This window comes from Bremerella cremea (genome assembly GCF_039541315.1).
Lineage (GTDB): Bacteria > Planctomycetota > Planctomycetia > Pirellulales > Pirellulaceae > Bremerella > Bremerella cremea.
Genome location: NZ_BAABFZ010000005.1, coordinates 1,402,020 through 1,422,735, shown reverse-complemented (window position 1 = coordinate 1,422,735; position 20,716 = coordinate 1,402,020). Strand labels below are relative to the sequence as shown.

Sequence of the window (20,716 nt, the reverse complement as noted above, 5' to 3'; positions counted from 1 at the left end):
ACAATTCACATCAAACTGCAACATTCCATCGAAATTTGAGGGGGTGCTGTTGCGCCTTTGTTGCGGGTGGTTCGATTGAGATCAGCATATCGTCATCTCTTGCGGGATTTGATACAATCATTAATTCGGGTGATAATAAGCCCTTGCACTACATGCTGCCGACTGCCTGATCGAGCGAGAAATCACCGGATGAAATGGTCATTGCGTGGATTGTTCCCTTACGTTATCCCGCTAGTCTTCGTAGTCGCCCTCTTTTTCGCGTTCCGGATGGGGTCGCTCCCCCCGGCCGATTTCACTTTTTCGAACGGTACCGAAATTCAATCGGTCGACCCGGCGAAAAGTACGGGTGCCCCGGAAGGACGGATTATCGATGCCATCTTCGAGGGGCTCTATCGAAAACTGCCTGATCCGACAAGCCCCGACGACATGGTGCCCTTGCCTGGAATGGCCAAGTCGCATGACCTGTCCGAAGACTTGAAGACCTATACCTTCCACATGCGGGAGGGGGCCAAGTGGACTAACGGCGAACCGGTAACCGCTTACGACTGGACCTTCTCTTGGATGCGATTCTTGCATCCCGAATCGGGGACCCAGTACGCCTACCAATTGTGGTACATCAAAAACGCCAAACGCTACACGACCGGTGACCTGAAAGAAGGGGATCGCGTTGAAGTCGAATTGGCCGATCGAAAAGATAAAGCCCAGATGTTCCCACGAGGCACGATGGTCTCGGGGATCGTGAAGAAGATTGATACCTTCGAAGAAGGAGGTAAGCAGTCGAGTGGCGGGCATGATGAAGAAGAAGCGATCAAGTATCACGTCTACACGGTGGACTGTGTCCCGGAGAAAGATGGAGAGCCTGATTGGGACGGCCCTGTCAAACAGCGGGTCTTCTATACCGAAGGCACACCTGCGAAGTACCTGACCAAGTTCCCAGGTGCGGAAGCTGCCATGCATGTGCTGTTGCACTTCAGCGAAGTTGGGATCAAAGCTCCTGACGAAAAGACATTGATTGTCGAACTGGAAGCACCGACGCCTTACTTCCTGGAGCTGGCGTCCTTCTACCCCATGCATCCCGTCAATCGCACTTGTGTCGAAACGTTCGGTTACCCCGATTGGACCAAGCCTGAAAACATCGTCACGTGCGGGCCTTATCAAATTAAAGAACGTCGTATTCGTGACCGAATTCGTTTGACGAAGAATCCAACCTATTGGAACGCCGACGAAGTCAGCCTGGAAACCATTGATGCCCTGGCCGTTCAGTCCGATACGACGCAGCTTAACATGTTCATGAGCGGTCAGATGGAATGGGCAACCGTGGTGCCGAATTCTGTGCTCGACCAGCTTCGCGAACGGGACGTCGATAAAAAGGAAGACCCGGAGCGCAAAGAAGAACGGGACGACCTGCTGATCGCTCCGATGTTGTCGACTTACTTTTATCGGGTGAATACCAAGCGGCCACCGCTCGATGATCCTCGCGTGCGTCAGGCCTTGAACCTGGCGATCAACAAACAAGAGATCGTCGATCACGTCACGCGTGGTGGTCAGATTCCCGCTGGCTCGCTCGTTCCGCCCGGGATCACTGGTTATGAAGGTCCCGTTACGCAGTCTTACAATCCAGAGCGAGCTCGCGAACTGTTGGCCGAGGCAGGCTTTGGCCCCGGCGGCAAGAAGATGCGACCGATCCAGATTCTGTACAACACTTCGGAAGGGCATAAGTCGATTGCCGAAGTGATTCAGCAGCAGTGGAAGAAGAATCTGCACATCGATGTTCAACTGCGAAACGTCGAGTGGGGGGTCTATCTGACCACGCAGCGGGAAATGGATTACGACGTCTGCCGTGCCGGTTGGATTGGTGACTACCCAGATCCGAACACTTTCCTCGATATGTTTATCACCGACGGTGAGAACAACGAGACCGGCTGGAGTAATCCCGAGTACGATAAGTTGATCGAAGAAGCTCGCTCGGAGCCAGATCCCGAGAAACGCATGAAGATCATGCAGGACGCCGAGCAACTGCTGGTCGATCAGATGCCGATCTTGCCGGTCTACTTCTATGTTTCGATCAACATGGTTCGACCGTACGTAAAGAATTTTTATCCCAACCTTCAGGATCTCCATCCATTGCACATCCTGGAAATTGACGAAGAACAACGCGAGAAGATTCGCGAGATGGAGGGGCTGAAGTGATTCGCTTTCTGCTGAAGCGGCTGATGTGGATGGTGATCACCATGTGGGTCGTCTTCACCATCAGCTTCTATTTGATGTGGACTGTCTCGCCGGAAGGGGCATTGCTGAGCGAACGCCAGTTGCCAGCCGCGATCAAACGGAACCTCGAGCAATACTACGACCTCGACAAACCGCTCACCACGCGCTACTTCAAGGTGATGGGCAACTACTTGATGTTGAATCCAGGACCGAGCATGAAGCTGATCGACAAATCAGTGTTCGAAATCCTGAAGGAAGGTCTCCCGATTTCGGTTTCGCTGGGGGTACTCGGGCTGAGCTTCGCGCTGCTGATTGGTTTTGGCACCGGGATTGTATCTGCCTTAAGGCGGCAGTCACTCATCGACGTCAGCTTTCGCATGATCGCGACACTCGGGATTGCGATTCCTAACTTTGTGTTAGCAGGCTTCGCAATCATCATTTTTGTGTTTACGCTCAACTGGTTCCCGGCTGGTGGCTGGGGACGGCCAATCGACCTGGTGTTGCCATCGCTGTGCCTGGCGGCTCCGTTTGCGGCCTATATTTCTCGTCTGACACGAACGGGCATGTTGGAAGTGCTGGGGCAAGACTATATCCGAACCGCTTACGCCAAAGGTTTGATGCCGACGACGGTCGTGCTGAAGCACGCCTTTCGCGGGGCTATCTTGCCGGTCGTTTCGTACCTGGGGCCTGCCACGGCAGGTATCTTGACCGGTTCGCTCGTGTTGGAACGCATCTTCTTTATCCCTGGTTTGGGAAGTCACTTTATCGAGGCCGTGTTGCAAAAAGATCACCCGGTCAGCCTGGCTGTGGTGATGGTCTACACGTTCGTGCTGTTCTCGATGAATACGCTGGTCGACCTTTCGTACGGGTTGATCGATCCTCGGGTGAAGTTGGACAAGTAATTACTCTCTGCGAAGGTCAGAGCTTTGGATTCCCTCGAAAAGAACGATCCCTACGCAGCTGCATTGCCGCCGATCGACAAGTATCGGGACATGTACAACGAGGCGAAATCGATTCGCGGTATCTCGTTGTGGCAAGATGCCTGGCGACGATTGCGTCGTGACTGGGTTTCGATGACGGCACTTTGTTTTCTGATATGCCTGGCATTGGCAGCGATCTTCACACCACTGTTACCGCTGCAATCGCCACGGGAACAATACCTGGCAACACGCGTAGCCTTGCCACCTCAGTTCAGCTCTACCACCAAGACCACCAACGAGGCCGGAGACGATGAAACCGTGCCCGTTAGTTTGAACCTGGCAGACTTGGAAGGTGAGGAATTTGAGCGACGCGTTGGGGAACTTTGGTCAGAACCAAGTCCATTCGATCGCGTGTTGTTGAGCGTGCGGTTGGCTTTGTTTCACGACTGGTGCATGCCGAGCCTTTGCGGGACCGACCTGCTGGGCCGTGACTTGATGGCGCGACTATTTTACGGAGCTCGCGTTTCGTTGATTGTGGGTCTGGTGGCAACGCTCGTCTCGTTGATCATTGGGGTTAGCTACGGCGCGATTGCTGGCTATTCAGGCGGGATTGTCGACGACTTCATGATGCGAATCGTCGATATCATGTATTCGGTGCCGTTCATCTTCCTGGTGCTATTTGTAATTACGATCCTCAGCGAAGACTCGGTGAAAGCCCAGCTCGAAAGCTACGGCATCAGCCGAATCGTGATCTTGTATATCTTGATTGGTGCCGTTTACTGGCTGACGATGGCCCGCGTGGTTCGTGGTCAGATTATCAGTTTGAAGAACGAACAGTTTGTCGACGCCGCTCGCACGATCGGAGCAAGTGGTCTGCGAATCGTCTTTTTGCACCTGGTGCCGAACGTGCTGAGTATCGTGATTGTGTACCTCACGTTGACGATTCCGGCCGTGATGCTGTTCGAGGCATTTCTTTCGTTCCTAGGACTGGGAGTCGAGCCGCCTGACGTGAGCTGGGGCATGCTTTCCGAAGAAGGTACTCGCGTGATCACACCGGTGAAGATCTATTGGTGGTTGATCGTGTTTCCTGCCTTGGCGTTGGCATCGACGCTGTACTCCCTGAACTTCCTGGGGGACGGCTTGCGTGATGCTCTCGACCCGCGAATGAAGAATCGATGAGGTAAGTCGTGGCTGAAGAAACAACAACGAATCACTCCTCGACGAATTCTTCCAGCGGCAAAGTGCTGCTGGAAGTGCGTGACCTGGCGGTCGAGTTTCGTACCGACGATGGTATCTACAAGGCGGTTCGCGGCGTCAATTTCGACCTGCGTGCCGGTGAAACGTTGGGCATCGTGGGCGAGTCTGGCTCGGGCAAGTCGGTCACCAACCTGGCCATGCTGGGCCTGATCCCACAACCTCCCGGAAAGATCACCAGCGGGTCCGCCATGTACGCCGGCAAAGACCTGCTGAAGATGAGCGATAAAGAGCTCTCGAAAATTCGAGGCAACCGCATCGCCATGATCTTCCAGGATCCGATGACGACGCTCAATCCGTTTCTGACCATCGACGAGCAGTTGACCGAGGTGACTCGCAAGCACCTCGGGCTGTCGTACAACGAAGCACTAGATCGTGCGATCGAGATGCTCGAAAAAGTCGGCATCCCCGGGGCAAAGCGTCGCGTCTTCAATTACCCGCACGAATTTTCTGGCGGTATGCGTCAGCGGGTGGTGATTGCGATGGCCTTGTCTTGCGATCCTGAGATTCTGATCGCCGACGAGCCGACCACCGCCTTGGATGTGACGATTCAGGCCCAAATTCTGGAGCTTATGCAGAAGCTTCAGGAAGAGCACAACACCGCGATCGTGATGATCACGCACGATCTGGGGGTGATTGCCAACATGGCAAATGACGTGCTGGTGATGTATGCCGGCCGCAAGGTCGAGCAGGCGAAGGTTCACGATTTGTTCGCCGATCCGCGGCACCCTTACACGCTGGGATTGTTGAACTCAATTCCACGCATCGACGAAGAAGTCGGTGCGAAGCTTTCGCCCGTCAGTGGCCAGCCACCAGAGATGAGTCAACCAATTCCTGGGTGCTCGTTCTACCCGCGCTGCCCATATCATATCGAGCAATGCTTGCAGATCGATCCACCGCTGATTCAAGTTGATTCCGGAACGCAGCACGCGTGCCTTCGCGACGTGACAGCGCTCGACCCGCCGGTTTCGCAAAGTGCTCACATCTAACGACTCCAATCCACGATTGCATTCATGTCCCTAGATATCACGCCCGTTCTCGAAGTTCGCGATCTGCAGGTACATTTCCCAGTTCGTCGTGGCAGCTGGTTTGCTTCGCAGACTGAAGTGGTGCGCGCTGTCGATGGAGTTTCGTTCGACGTCAAGCCAGGCGAAACCTTCGGCCTGGTGGGGGAAAGTGGTTGCGGCAAGTCGACCACGGCGCGCGCGATCATGAACCTGGTGAAGCCGACCAACGGCGAGATCTATCTCAATGGCAAACGCATTGATGGTCTTTCCCCGTCCGGCATGCGACGTTATCGCAGCGACCTGCAGATGATCTTTCAAGATCCGTACGCTTCGCTGAACCCGCGAATGACGGTCGGTTCGATCATTGGTGAACCACTCACGATCTTTGGACTGAAGAGCGGCATCGATCGTAAGCTGGAAGTGATGCGGTTGATGGATATCGTCGGGTTGAATCCCCGCTTCGTGAATCGCTACCCGCACGAGTTCTCTGGCGGTCAGCGTCAGCGTATCGGCATTGCCCGGGCGCTGGCAGCACGCCCCAAGGTGATCGTGTGTGACGAACCGATTTCCGCACTCGACGTTTCGATTCAAGCTCAGGTAATTAACCTGCTGATGGATCTGCAGCAGAAATTGGGCGTAGCGTATGTGTTCATCGCCCACGACTTGAGTGTCGTGCGGCACATCTCGCATCGTATCGCCGTGATGTACCTTGGTCGGATCGTGGAAGTCTCGCAGTCGCAGGAACTGTTTCAGCATCCAATGCATCCTTACACCCAGGCGTTGCTCTCGGCGATTCCTGTGCCAGATCCTGATATCGAACGCAAGCGGAAGCGTATCGTTCTGCAGGGCGAAGTACCGTCGCCAGACACGTTTTATCCTGGCTGTCCGTTTGCTGATCGCTGTCCGATTGTTCAGCCTGAGGTGTGTACCCATGGGGCACCTCCGCTGGAAGGCACGCCGCATCCGGCTGCTTGCTACTTCGCCGGCAAAGAAGCCCCAGGCGTCTAAGACGCTTCCGACTTCGAGTTCGAGAAGTCGTCTGCCATGCGAACAATCGAAGAGCCCGTTCGCAGGCGACGCGATTCCATGTAGAAGCGGACGATCGATTCCAATTCTGGCCGCATCTTCCGGCAAGCGAGATCGATCGAGGTGAAGCCGGCCAAAGGTGATTCGTCCTGTGTCAGATAGAGGACAACCCCTTGCTCGTGTAGCTCATACCGGGCGATTTCGCGCCAGGGGGTCTTTCGGCTTCCGAGGAACGATGTCTGAATTATGCCGCGTGGTCCCAGGTCGATTTTCACCGGAACGAACATCTTCCAACTGGCGACCAGGCAGGCCAGTACGACGACTAAAGAGATCCAGACGCTGACGGTCCCCGAGTAGGTCAACGAAGCCAGCACGACCAGCATCACGGCCATGGCGGCCTGAGCGAAGTGGTCGTCGCGGATCGGCAGCCTTACCAGGGATAACTCCGGCGATTGGGTCTCGAATTCCCGGCTGGATGGAGCCATAAATCGCCGATCAATACTTCCCGATGAAACGGGGCGTTCTGGTGTCTAAATCAATGGGGTGCGTCATCATCCGACGCAGGAACATGACTAGGTGTTCGCAGTGCACCGACCATCATTATTCCCACGCTCCAATATAGGATACTCAGAAAAACGATCGACCAGATGACGATAGCAGCAAAGTTCTCTGAAAACAGAATCTTGATAGGGGGCTGCTGGCTACCTGGTGTCCTTCGTTTGACGGGCGAATGGCCTTCATTTTGCCCTTCGCTAATCGCCTGACGAAAATCGTTCCACTTTTCTGTCTCGCTGGGGGTGTCGTACGTTGCCAGCACCCACGTGCGCGCATGCACCAAGCCGGTGATGCCCAGTGCTACCAGAAGGGCATACACAATACCCAGAACAACCCACGTCCGTCCCGGCATCACTCTTTTTCCGCGGGGTTCTGGAAGAGTTCCAGCAGCGCGATCGACGTGGCCGTGACCCCCGTGGAAAGGCACTCATCGGCATCGGGGTAATATAGAGGCGAGTGAAGCGATGGTGGCTCTTGTCCCAACTGCTTGAAACGAGCCAGACGCTTCTGATCGACCGACCCCAAGCGGAACATAAAAATCGGAACGCCGGCGATCCCATAGCGGCTGAAGTCTTCTCCTCCCATCGAAGGCTCGACCGGGACGACTTGATCCTCACCGAGGGCATGGTTGAACGTGCGAACGATCTGCCAGGTCAACTGCTTGTCGTTGAACAGGCTGGGCGTCCCTTCCGAGACCGTGATCTCTGGTTCCGGAGCACGATAGCTGATCGCGACCGCCTTAGCCTTCCGTTTGATGGCTTCAATCAGATGCTTGCGTGTTTCGTCCCCATAGCTACGAACGGTCAACTGCAACAAACAGTCATCCCCGATAACGTTGTGTTTCGTGCCACCATGGATGGCCCCGACCGTGATCACGGCGGGCTCTGCGGGATCCAACTCGCGGCTGACCACCGTTTGTAGATCGAGGATCAACTGAGCGGCTTCCACGATCGGGTCGACTGTGGCATCGGGATGAGCGCCATGGCCACCTTTTCCTTTGATCCGAATGTCGACACTGTCGACGTTGGCCATCGCGTAGCCGCTGCGGTAGCCGACGGTGCCGGTTGGCAGATTCGGATCGACATGCAGGGCAATCGCGAAGTCTGGCTTTGGGAAACGCTCGAACAGGCCACCTTTGAGCATCGCTTTGGCCCCTTCGCCTTTCTCTTCGGCCGGCTGGCCAATGATCATCAGCGTCCCTTTCCAGTAGTCGCGATGCGACGCCATGAAGCGGGCAACACCTACGACGTTGGTCATATGGATATCGTGACCACAAGCATGCATCACGCCGGTCGAGGTCCCGTCTTCAAGCTGAACGACCTTCTTCGAGGCGTAGACAAGCTCGGTGTTTTCGGTCACCGGCAGGGCATCCAAGTCGGTTCGCAGCATGACGGTCGGGCCGTCGCCGTTCTTCAGGATCGCCACCAATCCATTCCCGCCGATCGATGGTGTCACTTCGTAGCCTGCTTCGGAGAGCAGCTTGCCGAGGTGCTTGGCCGTTTCGACCTCCTCGAACGAAAGCTCCGGGGTGGTATGGAAGTGGCGATAGACTTCTATCAGCGAGTCGTGTTCATTCTTCACCCAAGTCTTGAGCGTCTCGATCTGCGGTTCTGGGGGATCGGCCATCGCACGCGAGGGGGTGCCCAGTGTGGTCGAGGTAAGAAGCAACAGCCCAGCAATGCGCAGAAGAACGTGAGCCCGGCTCATGGGAGAATTTCTCAGAAAAAGGTGCGGTTTAAGGCTTGCAATGTCGGGGAAAAAGAGATTAAGATCCCCGGTAGATTATAGCACGGTCTAATTTTATACGAGCAGACGTCGGTGATTCATCCAACGGCGTCTGCTTATTTTGTTTCTTGCCGCAAAAGTTCTGGGTTTTGATCCAGCATCTGGCGCAGACCGGCCAAAAAAGCACGCGTGGCTTTCGCTCGGTGGCTGATCAGCCCTTTTACGGCTGGGCCCAGTTGGCCGAAGGTCAGGTGGTACTCACGAATCTGAAAGAGCGGATCATAGCCGAACCCGTGCGTGCCGTGTCGCTCCGTCATAATCCGTCCGTGGCACTTGTCTTCCGATTCCAGGATCACCTCGCCGGCCGGGTTGGAAAGGGTGATGTGGCAGACATAGTGAGCGCCACGCTTTTCGGGCGGCAAGCCATCCAGCTTTTCGAGTAGCAGATCGTTGTTCTTTTCGTCGGTCGCATCGTCGCCCGAGAACCGGGCTGAGTAGATCCCTGGGGCTCCCTTCAGGGCATCGACACACAGCCCGCTGTCTTCCGCCAGGACCCACTGGTTCAGGTGCACGGCCTGTTGGGTGGCCTTCTTGGCGGCGTTCTCACCGAACGAGTTCCCATCTTCGACGACTTCGATAGCGGCCGGAAAGTCCTGGAGCGACTTCAGTTCGATCCCCAACGGGGCCAGCAGTTGCTGAAGTTCGTTTCGTTTCTTTTGGTTGTAGGTGCCAAGCACCATCTGCCGTGCATCAGGCATCGGGCAAGTCTTTCGGGCCAGGTTTCCAGCGGGGAAGGTTCAACAACAGATCGGCGGGTAGGACCACGCCGAGAGGGCCATCGTAACGGGAAAACTGCGCATAAAAAAGGTTCCACACATAGGTGGAACCTTTCGATGATTTCCGTTCTGGAGGCTTTCGCTGGCGGCGATTAGCGAACCGGTGGGCGAGCGTAGTTCGCCGCGATGCTGACACGTGGGACTTCCACAGGAACAGGCTGCACGTCAAACATGATCCCGGCGAGCGACTTCGGCTTGAAGCCTGGCGTCAGAGTGCTGGTGTTCGCCGTCTCCGAACCCTTGTAGCCGTCCATGATGCGTTTGACCTGAGGATTGATCTCGATCTTGCCGTCACGGCGAGGCGAGCCAACGGTCTCGAAGCTACCAACGGTCACAATGCTCTCCGAGCGATCGTGGAAGCAGTAGGCTTCGACGCCCTGACCGCGGAGGGCCGAGGCGAGTGTCTCTGCCTTTTCAGCGGCTTTCGCCAGGCGGGTCCCGCTGACGATGTTTTTCTGTTCGATCTCTTGGATCTTCTTCTGATCCATTTCGACGGCACCACGGAAAGTGGCAACGCGAACGGTGTACTTGCCAGGGCAGTTCAGCAGGCTGTGCTTCGAATCTTTGTTCATCGCGATGACCAGCTCGTCCATGCCTTTAGGACGGAAGTATTCTTCCGGCAGCAGAGGATTGCGGGTCACAAAGGCAGTGCCCATCGGGCCCTTTTCTTTGTTCTCTTCCGATTTCATCGCGTTGGTGATCTGACGGCGGATCGACTTGATGGTGTCGTCTTTGACGCTGTAACCGGTCTTGAACACCTTCGGATGAATGGTCTTCACCTTCGACAGAATGCCTTCGAGACCGTTTTGGTCTACCGATTCGTAGTTTCCGACTAGCACCGCATAGCTGGTGTACGAAACATCGTTCATGTACTTCATCTTCTTCGGGCCGCCGTAACGGTCGTAGCCCTTGCCGACCACGGTGTCGGTGTAGTCGTACTTTTGATGCCAGACGTAAGCTTCGAGGCCGAAGTCTTTGCGAAGCTCGAGCACCAGGTCGTTGGCATCCTTTTCGGCACCGGTACCGGTGAAGCTGGTCGCCATGATCATCCAAGGACCATTCGCTTCGGTCAGTTCGTACTTCTTCTCGTTGCTCGCTTCCACACGCTGGAATGGAATCAGGCTGGCCCAAGGAGGCGCGGCCCAGGTTGTCGAAGCAGCAGCGGCAACCAGGGCGATCGCAAGAGCCTGGCGCAAATTAGTGTGGACAAACATCCTTGCTTGTTCCCCTCATGTGACAACAATACGTCGGCGCCGGTCCGAGCCTGGACCGGTTTCGTGTCGGGGAACAGTAGCAAGTCGGTGTCGGTCACGACAAGGCGAATCTTGAGAGAAAACGCCCTGAATTCAGACGATCTCTCCGCTAGACTGCTAGCGGAGTGGCTTTCATGGCAAGTCGGATCGGTGCACCGAATCTAAAATCAGATCGTTGGCCCATCCATCTCAGGCAGATAGCGACTTCGCTTATGCCTCGACCAGTTCCGACAAGCCAATCAACTGGCGAGCCTTTTCGACCAGTTCACCGTAGCGTGGTTTCGAGACCTGAGCGTCGACCCCGACTTGCAGGCCCTTCTTCTGATTGTCTTTAGAAACCAGCGACGAGAAGATCAGGATCGGAATGCGTGCCAGGACCGGGTGCATCCGCAGGTTCTTGGCGAGGCTGAAACCGTCCATGCGTGGCATTTCGATATCGGTAATCAAAATGCCAACTTTGTCGAGGATCGAATCAACCGTTTCGTCTTCGGCGAGGGCTTCCAGGTATTCCCAGGCGGCCTGACCGTCGACAAAGCCGTGGATGTTCGAGAAGCCTGACTCTTGCAGGTGATCCTGAATCATCTCTGAGATCATCCGCGAGTCTTCGGCGAAGACGACAGGAATGTTCGGAGCGTCGATCCGGTTGACACCGGGCATGGTTTCGTCGCTGATGCCGGCAACTTCGGTTCCGATCGACTCGAAATCGAGGATCTGGACCAGTTTGCCATCAATCAACACCACACTGGTGATCGGGGCGTTCATGCCTAACGTGTTTGGCAGCGGTCGTGTTGCTTTCCAGCTCACGCGATAAATGCGATGGACGCGATTGACGCGGAAGGCGAGGGGACGCTGGTTAAATTCCAGCAACAGCAAACAATCGGTTTCGTGCGAGGCGGCTTCTTCTGTGTCGCCATACAGGAAATGGCCCAGGTTGATCAGCGAGACCACATCCTGGCGAATGCGGACCACACCTTCAATCGAAGGGTGTCCTTCGGGAAGGCTGGTCACCCGGGTGATGCCCAGAACTTCTTTCACCTTCGCCACATTCACGCCGAAGGTCTGGCCACCGACTTCAAAGACCAGGATTTCTGCTTCGTTGGTGCCTGCTTCCAGCAGAATGCCGGTATTAATTCCGATTTTAGATGCTTGTGATGTCATGATTTCGCTGCTGCCCACTAAGACCGACTTTGGAGAACGTTCGCCGAAAACGGTTGATTCAACGATCTTCTAATCGGAAAGCTAGCACACAGATGCTAGCATTTTTTGAGGGCGGCGAAATTTGCCAATTGGATCGATTAAACGATCGATCCGAAGATTCCGTGCGAAGCGGCACGATCGATTTTGACCTGATAACGCTGGCCAATTTCGACCTGCGAGCGGTCTACAAAGGTCTGAGCGTACCGACAAGATGTTCCGGTTGCCAAAAGCGGATTGTCACGATCTTCCGCTTCAATCAGCACGTCCAGCGTATCCCCGACAAGGCTCTGGTAATAAGCCTCGCGGGTGCGGTCTTCCACAGCGGCCAGTCGGGCGCGACGATCCGATTTCACGTCGCCAGGGACCTGATCGGTCATCTCGGCGGCCGGGGTTCCCTTGCGGGGGCTGAAAGGGAAGATGTGGATCTTCGAGAAGCCCACCGTTTCAGAAACGGCGCATGTCTCGAGGAACTCTTCTTCGGTCTCCCCTGGAAAGCCGACGATGATATCGGTCGAAATTGAAGGCTTGTCGAGCGAGTCTTGCAGCAACTTGCAGCGATCGACAAAACGCTGACTGCCCCAGCGGCGACGCATCCGCCGCAGCACCGAGTCTGATCCACTTTGCATCGAGATATGCAGGTGCGGACAGATCTTGTCGGGGTACTGAGCCATCACTTCTATTAGCTCTTTGGTGACTTCGGTGGCTTCGATGCTGGACAGTCGGATTCGGAAGTCCGCGTCGATTTGCGAAAGCTGAGCCATCAACTGGGCCAAGCGAACCCAATCGGCTTTCGGCTTCCCCTTGTTCAGATCGACCCCATAATGTCCCAGATGGATGCCCGTTAGCACAATCTCGCGGAATCCGTTCTCGGCCAGACGTCGGACTTCGTCGACAATCTCAGGCGAAGGACGGCTGTACATCTCGGGGCGGACGTAAGGGATGATGCAGAAGCTACAGCGAAGCAGACAGCCATCTTGCACCTTCACATACGCACGGTGCCGATCGCCAAAGCGAGAAATGCCATCCGGGATATCGATCACACCCATGCGGCCCAAAAGGTCTGGGATCTCGCGTTTGTCAGTGACGACTTCGGAAACGTTGGGTAGCTGTTTCAGCTCTTCCGGGGCCCGGGTCGCATAGCAGCCCATCACCACGATCCGCGAGTTCGGGTTGTCCCGAGCCAGACGACGAATGGCCTGGCGGCTCTTGGAATCCCCCTCGTTGGTGACCGTGCAGGTATTCACCACGCACACATCGGCCGATTCCGTATCGACCGCGTCTCGGTAGCCACCGCGTACCAATCCCTCGCGAACGAGTTCGGTTTCGTATTGGTTGACCTTGCACCCTAGCGTCAGGGTCTTCAGCTTGAGATCGCTCATCGGCAGACAGATCTGGGACGTGGCAACGCCCCATGAAAGACGGAGATTACAGGGGAATCCCCGATTTTAGCACTCCGGCTCGATCGTGGAAGACATCGAACCCCGACAACGGGCAATCAGTTCGTCCTTGCCATAGGCATGGATCTGGTCCCGTTTCAGCTCGGCGTGCTCTTTGGTGGTCGTCAGACAGATCGCTTTTCCATCAGCATCGACCGTTTTGGCGATCTCGAACCCCTTTTCGACCGGGTGGCCGAACAGTTCGTGCATCATCAGGATGACGTATTCGTAGGTGTGGTCGTCATCGTTCCACAGCACAACGTGGTACCGCGGTTGACGCTTCGGTTTTGGCTTCTTCTTCGGCTTCGACTTCGTTCTGACGATAGTCTCTTCCTGAGGTTCAGCTACGGACGTATTGGAGTCACCCACGGGCAAAATCTCAAAAATCAACGGGAAAAGGGCCCAATAAGAAACCTCGAATTGATCGCGGGGGGCCCCTGTGCAATGTCCATTTCCTGCGAGTCGTATTATATTGTACGGCTTTGCGGGTCGGAAGTTAATTTCGCCGTTTCCCGACGCAAAGCCGGTCTCGCTCACGTTCGATTGGATAAGACATGCCGGATCTGAAAACTTTTCTGGAAGAGAACCGCGAAGCCTTCGTCGAGTCGCTGAAAGAGCTGCTCCGAATTCCCAGTGTTAGCACCGACAGTCGGCATAAAGGTGACGTGAAGACCGCTGCCGAGTGGGTGGCGGATCGCTTCCGAGAACTCAAGTTCGAGACGCAAGTGATTCCCACCGAGGGACATCCGATCGTCTTCGCACAAAGCCCACCAGTTCCTGGCAAACCAGTAGCCCTGGTTTATGGACACTATGACGTCCAGCCTCCAGAACCACTTGAGCTGTGGACGACCCCCCCGTTTGAGCCCACGGTCCGCGACGGCAACATCGTCGCCCGAGGGGCCACCGACGATAAAGGCCAGATGCTGACTCATGTTTTGGGAGCAATGGCCTGGATGAAATCGGTCGGCGAGCTGCCAATCCAGGTTAAGTTCCTTATCGAAGGGGAAGAGGAAATCGGCAGTGCCAGCCTTGGTCCTTTCATCGAGCAAAACAAAGAGCTGCTGGCCAACGATGTGGTTGTAATCAGCGACTGTAGCCAGTTTGGCCCAGGTCAGCCTGCGATTACCTACGGGCTGAAGGGGATTGCTTACTTTGAATTGAAGCTGACTGGCCCCAACCGCGACCTGCATAGCGGAACGTTCGGCGGCAGTGTGCGTAACCCAGCCAATACGCTGTGCTCCATGCTGGGCTCGCTGGTCGACGAACATGGTTGGATTCATATCCCTGGCTTCTACGACGACGTGAAGCCGCTGACCGGGGACGAACGCGAGAACTTCGCCGAACTGCCATTCGACGAGGAGAGCTTCAAAAAGCAACTCGGTATCGACGCGGTCCATGGCGAAGAAGGTTACACGACGCTCGAACGTCGCTGGGCTCGTCCCACCCTCGATATCAATGGTCTGACCAGCGGTTACCAGGGGGAAGGCGCCAAGACCGTTCTGCCGGGCGTCGCTTCGGCCAAGTTCAGTTGCCGCCTGGTCCCGGATCAGTGCCCTGACAAGATCGCGGATGCTTTGCGTGAACATCTCACCAAGATCTGCCCTCCAGGGATGAAGATGGAGTTGACGGCACATCATGGTTCGCCTGGTTTTGTGGTATCGACCGATAGCCCCTACATCCAGGCGGCGAAGGATGCCATCGAGCAGGGCTTCGGCAATGCTCCTGTCTTGATTCGTGAAGGTGGATCGATTCCGATCGTTGCCAACTTCGCCGAACAATTGAAGTCGGACGTATTGCTGCTGGGCTGGGGCCTGGATGACGATAACACCCACAGCCCAAACGAAAAATTCAACCTCGGCGACTTTCAGCGTGGCATCGAAGCCAGCGCTCTGCTCTGGGCGGAAATCGCAAAAATCACCAAGTAGGATTCAACCAAAAAGACCTCACCCATGCTCGACCGGAAGTTTGTTGTCGAAAACGTCGAACTCGTAAAGAAGAACTGCGTCGATCGTGGCGTTCAGGCAGATGTCGACCAAGTCGTCTCGCTAGAAACGTCACGCAAGGCCAAGCTGCAGGAAGCAGAAGAGTTCAACCGCCAGGCCAACGAGATCAATAAGTCGATCGGCAAGGCCTCGGCCGAAGATCGCCCGAAGATCGTGGCCGAAGGCAAACGCTTGCGAGAATTGAAAGACGCCGCTTCGACCGAAGTCGATTCGCTCGAAGCTCAGATCGTCGACATCTTGCGGATCATTCCGAACCTGACGCATCCCGATGCTCCGATCGGCGAAGACGACAAGGCGAACCTCGAACTGCGCCGCGGTGCGACCGAAGCCCGCAAGTTCGACTTCCCGGTTCTCGACCACGTCGAACTGGGCGAAAAGCTCGACCTGATCGACTTCGAGGCAGGGGCTCAGGTCGCCGGGGCAGGGTTCTATTATTTGAAGAACGAAGCCGTTCTGCTGGAGCTCGCGCTGCAGCAATATGTGCTCAGCTTGTTGATGAAGGAAGGCTTTGTCCCGACGATCACGCCCGACATGGCTCGCACCGAGATTCTGCACGGGGTCGGCTTCATTCCGCGTGGTCCTGAAACGCAGATCTACAGCATCGAGAATACCGACCTGAACCTGGTCGCAACGGCCGAAATCACCTTGGGCGGCATGTATGCCGGTAAGGTTTTGGAAGCCGAGCAACTGCCGCAGCTGTTCTGTGGGATCAGCCACTGCTACCGCACCGAAGCAGGGGCCGCCGGTCGCGCTTCGCGTGGTCTTTATCGCGTGCATCAGTTCACGAAGGTCGAGATGTTCGCGTTCACGCTGCCAGAAGACAGCGAAGCGACGCTCAACAAGTTCTGTGAACTGGAATGCAAGATCTTCGATGGCCTGAAGATCCCTTATCGCGTCGTCGACACGGCTACCGGCGATCTGGGCGGACCTGCTTACCGTAAGTTCGACCTGGAAGCCTGGATGCCAGGACGTGGCGAAGCAGGCGAATGGGGCGAAGTGACCAGCACGTCGAACTGCACCGACTACCAGGCTCGTCGACTCAACATTCGCTACAAGGTCAAGGGCGAGAAGGGAACACACTTCGCGCACACCCTCAACGGAACGGCCATCGCCTTGAGCCGTGGTTTGATTGCCGTGCTGGAAAATTATCAGCAGGCCGACGGCACGATCGAAGTGCCAGAAGTGCTGCGACCGTACATGGGTATCGATAAGATTGGCCCGCGTTAGTCGTCATCGCATCAGGGAGGTATGAATCTTGGCATCACCCAAGTTAGAACTGCCTCCCTGGTGGGCATGGCCGCTGATCGTACTGATGTTTCCAGTCGCGGTCGTGGTGATGATGGCTCTGCTGATCGCGATCATGGTCATTGGCCCGATCATCATGTTCTATTCGCTGCTGAATTTTCCTGCCCATCGCCGGGCGAGACAGCGATTGCGAGAAGAAGACGAATCCCTGAGGCTTTCACTAGTGGCTCAGGGACGGTGCATCTCGCCTGATAAGCTTCCAGAGTTGCAGCAGATCTCGCGTGGGACGTTTCTCGTCGAGAGTCCTTCGCCTAAAGAAGGGCGACGGATCTGGTGGACTGCGGAAGACCTCTCGCAGCAACCACCACTCGATTCGATGCGTGAAGTTCCCGTGAACTCTGCCGCCTGGAATTCATCGGAGCTGGAACAGTTTGCCCGACAGTGCCAGGAAACGCAGCTCGATCCCGCAGAGGGAAAGGGCTACCTGGTGGAAGGGAAACCACAAGAGGTCCTACGCCGATTTCCTGAAACACCGGCCTACTTGCTCGCCAACTGGTTTCCCGAGGAATACCAGATCTACCCGATGGTCGACTAAATCCCGCGGAGTGTGCGAGCCGCGCTGATGCACATTTCTTCGCTCTCTTCCAGCGACTTCGACTCGGCAATGACGCGAATGATCGGTTCGGTGTTGCTGGCTCGGGCGATCAGCCAACGATCTTTCCAGGTAAAGCGAAGACCATCCCCTTCGTCCAGTTGAGCATTGCCATACTGATGCTTCAGGCGATCGAAGCCTGCCGGAAGTTCTTCCGGGTTCAGCTCGACCTTGTGTTTTACGATTTCGTAGCGGGGGAGCGCGTCGGCCAGCTTGCTGATTGGCTTCTTCTTTTTGGTCATCAGTTCCAGGATGTTGGCCATCCCGACGAAGCTGTCGCGAATGTAGCCAACCAGCGGATCGATCGGACCACCATTGCCCTCGCCACCGAAGACGGCATCGCGGAACATCATTTCCTGGGTCACGTTCGCTTCGCCGACGGCGCTGCGATAGATCGGGCACTTGAAGTTCGCCGCGATCTCTTCGTTCATGCGGCTTGTCGCACCATTGATGACCACCGCACCTTTTCGCTGCGAAAGAACATTCTGCAGGCAAAGTGCCACGGTGTACTCTTCACCAATGTAACGACCTGTTTCGTCGATCACCGCCAGGCGGTCGGCATCGGGGTCTTGGCAGAAGGCAACATCATATTTTCCTTCGCGAACGTCCTCAGCCACCGTTCGCAAGTTGGCTTCCGTCGGTTCCGGAGAATGGAGGAAGTCTCCGTTCGGCTCTTCGCCACGCACTTCGACGTCACAGCCCAACTCCTGCAGCAGCTTCTTTCCAACAATGCTTCCGGCTCCACCATTCGAGTCGAGCAGAACTTTGTATTTCTTCTTTTGGATCGGGCCAGCCGAGATGGTCGCAAGGACCTTCTTGATATGCTCGTTGACGGTTTCTTCGCAGCGGGTTGTGACGCCGATCTCGTTCCACGGAGCCCAGGTAATTGGCTGGGCGAGATAGGCAGCTTTGACCTGGGCACCACGTTCGGCCGAGATCACCCGACCATCGGCTCCCATCAGCTTCAATCCATTGTATTCAGGGGGATTGTGACTAGCTGAAATCTGAATGGCACCGGTGCAGCGGTATTGCCGCGTCAGAACACCCACGGTTGGGGTGGCCGCCACGCCAGCGTCCAGCACGTCACGACCAAGCAGATTGATAGTTCCCTGGATAATTTGACCAATGGCATGGCCACTAGGTCTTCCGTCGCGGGCCAGCAAAATACTTCCGTCGGGAAGCTGCTCGACAAAGGCGGCGACATAGCGGCTGATTGTCTCGGGAGAGAGGCTCAGCCCTAAAATTCCTCGCAATCCGGAAACACTGATGATCGGTTGTTGAGTCATGCCTGAGCGATGGTTCGATGGTGGTGGTTGCTAATGCCAGCGGCGTACGATCACATCCCACCTACTATAAAACAAAAACCGCGTTGTTGGCGTGATCGATTCGATCGGCACTTCATGAAAGTGAAGAATTCCCCCTGGGGCAGTTCGCCCAATTGATGATTGTGAGGGGGTTGCCTTAAAATCGGGTGATTCCGAAAGACTTTGTAATGGGGACAACCTATGAGCGGCAGCGATCTCGATACCAGTGCTCTTCTCGAGCAAGTCAAACAGGCCACCGTCGACGGCAAGATCACCGCTAGCGCGGCCGATAACATCGAAATCTGGCTGACCGAAGCCCGATACGCTCGCTATGCCGACCAGGTCGCCGAGCACATCACCTCGGGCAAGTGGAAAGAGCTGGACGACGCCTTCTGGACGATCATTCCGTTTGGAACCGGCGGTCGCCGCGGCAAAATGTACCCGATCGGCTCGAATGCCATCAACGAACGCACCATCGGCGAAAGTGCCCAGGGCCTCGCTGAATACGTCAAGGCGACTGTCAGCGGTGATCTTTCGTGTGCGATTGCCTACGATACCCGTCATCGCTCGCGTGAATTTGCCGAGCTTTGTGCTCGGATCATGGTGTCGAACGGCTTCACGGTCTATTTCCTGGATGATTATCGCAGCACGCCAGAACTCTCGTTCCTGGTTCGCTACAAGAAGTGTTCGTGCGGGATCATGGTCACCGCCAGCCACAATCCACCAAGCGACAACGCCGTGAAAGTCTATTGGTCGACCGGTGGTCAGGTGATGCCTCCGCACGATGCGAAGATCATCGACAACGTGATGAACGTGCAAGAGATTCCGCTAGGTGTCGAGTTCGACGCCGCGGTTTCGGAAAACAAAGTTGTGCTGTGCACGCAGGAAACGGACGACGCTTTCGTCAGTGCCGTTTCGCAGCAGAAGTTCGACGGTCCACGCAACGTGAAGATCCTTTACTCGCCGCTGCATGGTGTGGGGGCTTCGGCCGTGCTGCCAGTCCTGGCCGCGGATAACTTCAAAGACGTTGCCCTCTTTGGTCCGCATGCTGAACAAAGCGGCGACTTCCCGAACGTCCCAGGCCACGTCTCGAATCCCGAGAATCCGGCCGTTTTCGATATCATCATCGATCAGGCCAAGAAGGACGACTCGGAGCTGATCCTGGCGACTGATCCCGATAGCGATCGGCTCGGGTGTGCTGCTCCTCGTTCGATGGACACCACCGGCGAATGGGGCACCTTCACCGGCAATCAGATCGCCGTCCTGCTGGCCGATCACGTTCTGTCGGAACGCAAGAAAGGTGGCGGTCTGACGGCCGATCACTACGTTGTGAAGACCTTGGTCACCACCGAAATGGTTCGCCGGATTGCCGAAAGCTACGGCGTGCGGACTTGTGGCAACTTGCAGGTCGGCTTCAAGTACATCGGTGGAACGATGGACGAAGAAGGTCCCGACAAGTTCCTGTTCGGTTGTGAAGAGTCGCACGGCTACCTCGTCGGACAATACGCTCGCGACAAAGATGCTTCGGTCGCCGCAATGCTGCTGGCCGAGTTGGCTGCCAATTGCAAGAAGGAAGGCAAGTCGCTGCACGAGAAGCTCGAGTCGTTGTGGTGGCAACATGGCTACCATGCCGAACGTCTGCTCAACCAGAAAATGCCTGGCAGCGAAGGCATGGCCAACATGCAGAAGCTGATGGGCAAGTTCCGCGCTGAACCACCAGCTTCGGTGGGGGGCTTGAAGCTGGTCCAGGTTCGCGACTATTTGAACGACACGATCACCACCGCAGACGGTCAGACCTCGAAGCTGAACGGTCCCAAGGGCAACATGGTAATCCTCGATCTGGAAGACGACAATTACGTCGCTGTGCGTCCTTCCGGAACCGAGCCGAAGGTCAAGTTCTATATGTTCTCGTACGTTCCGGCCGAGCAGCTTTCGCTGATGAATGCTGCCCAGGAAGAGATGGAAGCCCGTCTCGATGCCTTCGAGAACGACCTGAAGGCATTTGCCGAAAGCGTCTAAGAGCATTGTAAACACGTTGCCCCTGCCCCATGGGCGGGGGCAATCGATGCAGTCCTCTCTGGTTCGCGGTTGTTCG

The 20,716-nt window shown here is 56.0% G+C and carries 18 protein-coding genes; 9 read left to right on the top strand and 9 right to left on the bottom strand.

Translation table 11 applies throughout. The annotated features are described in order from the left end of the window. The first annotated feature begins 189 nt into the window (after positions 1-189). The 5 genes from ABD890_RS22635 to ABD890_RS22615 are packed head-to-tail and all read left to right on the top strand — an operon-like array spanning position 190 to position 6,397. A complete protein-coding gene (locus ABD890_RS22635; protein WP_345094836.1) occupies positions 190-2,190 on the top strand; it encodes a peptide ABC transporter substrate-binding protein in 2,001 nt (666 codons plus the stop codon). Beyond that, on the top strand, positions 2,187-3,110 hold the full coding sequence (locus tag ABD890_RS22630) for an ABC transporter permease (protein ID WP_345094834.1): 924 nt from the start codon (positions 2,187-2,189) through the stop codon (positions 3,108-3,110). The genes ABD890_RS22635 and ABD890_RS22630 overlap by 4 nt, the downstream gene beginning before the upstream one ends. A gap of 24 nt (positions 3,111-3,134) precedes the next feature. After that, on the top strand, positions 3,135-4,307 hold the full coding sequence (locus ABD890_RS22625) for an ABC transporter permease (protein WP_345094832.1): 1,173 nt from the start codon (positions 3,135-3,137) through the stop codon (positions 4,305-4,307). An 8-nt stretch (positions 4,308-4,315) separates the two neighbouring features. Beyond that, entirely contained in the window at positions 4,316-5,371 is a 1,056-nt protein-coding gene (locus ABD890_RS22620) for an ABC transporter ATP-binding protein (protein WP_345094830.1), read from the top strand. A gap of 24 nt (positions 5,372-5,395) precedes the next feature. Next, a complete protein-coding gene (locus tag ABD890_RS22615; RefSeq protein WP_345094828.1) occupies positions 5,396-6,397 on the top strand; it encodes an ABC transporter ATP-binding protein in 1,002 nt (333 codons plus the stop codon). On the opposite strand, the gene ABD890_RS22610 is transcribed toward ABD890_RS22615, so the two are convergent. The 8 genes from ABD890_RS22610 to ABD890_RS22575 all read right to left on the bottom strand — a co-directional run bounded on the left by ABD890_RS22610 (position 6,394) and on the right by ABD890_RS22575 (position 13,786). Continuing rightward, on the bottom strand, positions 6,394-6,900 hold the full coding sequence (locus ABD890_RS22610; RefSeq protein WP_345094827.1) for a hypothetical protein: 507 nt from the start codon (positions 6,898-6,900) through the stop codon (positions 6,394-6,396). The genes ABD890_RS22615 and ABD890_RS22610 overlap by 4 nt on opposite strands. Before the next feature lie 50 nt (positions 6,901-6,950). Then, on the bottom strand, positions 6,951-7,322 hold the full coding sequence (locus tag ABD890_RS22605) for a hypothetical protein (RefSeq protein ID WP_345094825.1): 372 nt from the start codon (positions 7,320-7,322) through the stop codon (positions 6,951-6,953). Beyond that, positions 7,322-8,677 (bottom strand): M20 metallopeptidase family protein, encoded by a 1,356-nt coding sequence (locus ABD890_RS22600; protein WP_345094823.1) that lies wholly within the window; start codon positions 8,675-8,677, stop codon positions 7,322-7,324. Before ABD890_RS22600 ends, ABD890_RS22605 begins: the two co-directional genes overlap by 1 nt. Before the next feature lie 134 nt (positions 8,678-8,811). Next, complete coding sequence (gene rdgB, locus ABD890_RS22595) at positions 8,812-9,453, bottom strand: RdgB/HAM1 family non-canonical purine NTP pyrophosphatase (protein WP_345094821.1); 642 nt, start codon at positions 9,451-9,453, stop codon at positions 8,812-8,814. 170 nt (positions 9,454-9,623) lie between these two features. Next, on the bottom strand, positions 9,624-10,745 hold the full coding sequence (locus ABD890_RS22590; RefSeq protein WP_345094819.1) for a hypothetical protein: 1,122 nt from the start codon (positions 10,743-10,745) through the stop codon (positions 9,624-9,626). A gap of 249 nt (positions 10,746-10,994) precedes the next feature. Further along, positions 10,995-11,942 carry a chemotaxis protein gene (locus ABD890_RS22585; protein ID WP_345094817.1) on the bottom strand — a complete coding sequence of 316 codons (948 nt, stop codon included), beginning with the start codon at positions 11,940-11,942 and terminating at the stop codon, positions 10,995-10,997. 137 nt (positions 11,943-12,079) lie between these two features. Then, on the bottom strand, positions 12,080-13,360 hold the full coding sequence (mtaB, locus tag ABD890_RS22580) for a tRNA (N(6)-L-threonylcarbamoyladenosine(37)-C(2))-methylthiotransferase MtaB (RefSeq protein ID WP_345094815.1): 1,281 nt from the start codon (positions 13,358-13,360) through the stop codon (positions 12,080-12,082). A gap of 66 nt (positions 13,361-13,426) precedes the next feature. Further along, positions 13,427-13,786: an ATP-dependent Clp protease adaptor ClpS gene (locus ABD890_RS22575; RefSeq protein WP_345094813.1), complete on the bottom strand. Its 360-nt coding sequence runs from the start codon at positions 13,784-13,786 to the stop codon at positions 13,427-13,429. Between the two features lie 185 nt (positions 13,787-13,971). Here ABD890_RS22575 and ABD890_RS22570 point away from each other — a divergent pair, with 185 nt between their 5' ends. From ABD890_RS22570 to ABD890_RS22560, 3 genes are read left to right on the top strand one after another with little or no spacing between them, the layout of a single operon-like run. Further along, on the top strand, positions 13,972-15,342 hold the full coding sequence (locus ABD890_RS22570) for a dipeptidase (RefSeq protein WP_345094811.1): 1,371 nt from the start codon (positions 13,972-13,974) through the stop codon (positions 15,340-15,342). Positions 15,343-15,366: 24 nt separating this feature from the next. Beyond that, complete coding sequence (gene serS / locus ABD890_RS22565; protein ID WP_345094809.1) at positions 15,367-16,647, top strand: serine--tRNA ligase; 1,281 nt, start codon at positions 15,367-15,369, stop codon at positions 16,645-16,647. 28 nt (positions 16,648-16,675) lie between these two features. Beyond that, positions 16,676-17,260, top strand: a complete 585-nt coding sequence (locus ABD890_RS22560; RefSeq protein ID WP_345094807.1) for a hypothetical protein — start codon at positions 16,676-16,678, stop codon at positions 17,258-17,260. Here ABD890_RS22560 and glmM read toward each other — a convergent pair. Then, complete coding sequence (glmM, locus tag ABD890_RS22555) at positions 17,257-18,603, bottom strand: phosphoglucosamine mutase (protein ID WP_345094805.1); 1,347 nt, start codon at positions 18,601-18,603, stop codon at positions 17,257-17,259. The two genes, ABD890_RS22560 and glmM, sit on opposite strands and share 4 nt — an antisense overlap. 219 nt (positions 18,604-18,822) lie before the next feature. Between glmM and ABD890_RS22550 the strand changes: the two genes are divergently transcribed. After that, entirely contained in the window at positions 18,823-20,640 is a 1,818-nt protein-coding gene (locus ABD890_RS22550) for a phospho-sugar mutase (RefSeq protein WP_345094803.1), read from the top strand. Positions 20,641-20,716 lie beyond the last annotated feature (76 nt).

Coding starts and splice junctions, on each gene's coding strand:
- serS (WP_345094809.1), top strand. CDS start 15,367: ATGCTCGACCGGAAGTTTGTTGTCGAAAACGTCGAACTCGTAAAGAAG.
- ABD890_RS22585 (WP_345094817.1), bottom strand. CDS start 11,942: ATGACATCACAAGCATCTAAAATCGGAATTAATACCGGCATTCTGCTG.
- mtaB (WP_345094815.1), bottom strand. CDS start 13,360: ATGAGCGATCTCAAGCTGAAGACCCTGACGCTAGGGTGCAAGGTCAAC.
- ABD890_RS22610 (WP_345094827.1), bottom strand. CDS start 6,900: ATGGCTCCATCCAGCCGGGAATTCGAGACCCAATCGCCGGAGTTATCC.
- ABD890_RS22635 (WP_345094836.1), top strand. CDS start 190: ATGAAATGGTCATTGCGTGGATTGTTCCCTTACGTTATCCCGCTAGTC.
- ABD890_RS22590 (WP_345094819.1), bottom strand. CDS start 10,745: ATGTTTGTCCACACTAATTTGCGCCAGGCTCTTGCGATCGCCCTGGTT.
- ABD890_RS22570 (WP_345094811.1), top strand. CDS start 13,972: ATGCCGGATCTGAAAACTTTTCTGGAAGAGAACCGCGAAGCCTTCGTC.
- rdgB (WP_345094821.1), bottom strand. CDS start 9,453: ATGCCTGATGCACGGCAGATGGTGCTTGGCACCTACAACCAAAAGAAA.
- ABD890_RS22615 (WP_345094828.1), top strand. CDS start 5,396: ATGTCCCTAGATATCACGCCCGTTCTCGAAGTTCGCGATCTGCAGGTA.
- ABD890_RS22605 (WP_345094825.1), bottom strand. CDS start 7,322: ATGCCGGGACGGACGTGGGTTGTTCTGGGTATTGTGTATGCCCTTCTG.
- ABD890_RS22600 (WP_345094823.1), bottom strand. CDS start 8,677: ATGAGCCGGGCTCACGTTCTTCTGCGCATTGCTGGGCTGTTGCTTCTT.
- glmM (WP_345094805.1), bottom strand. CDS start 18,603: ATGACTCAACAACCGATCATCAGTGTTTCCGGATTGCGAGGAATTTTA.
- ABD890_RS22550 (WP_345094803.1), top strand. CDS start 18,823: ATGAGCGGCAGCGATCTCGATACCAGTGCTCTTCTCGAGCAAGTCAAA.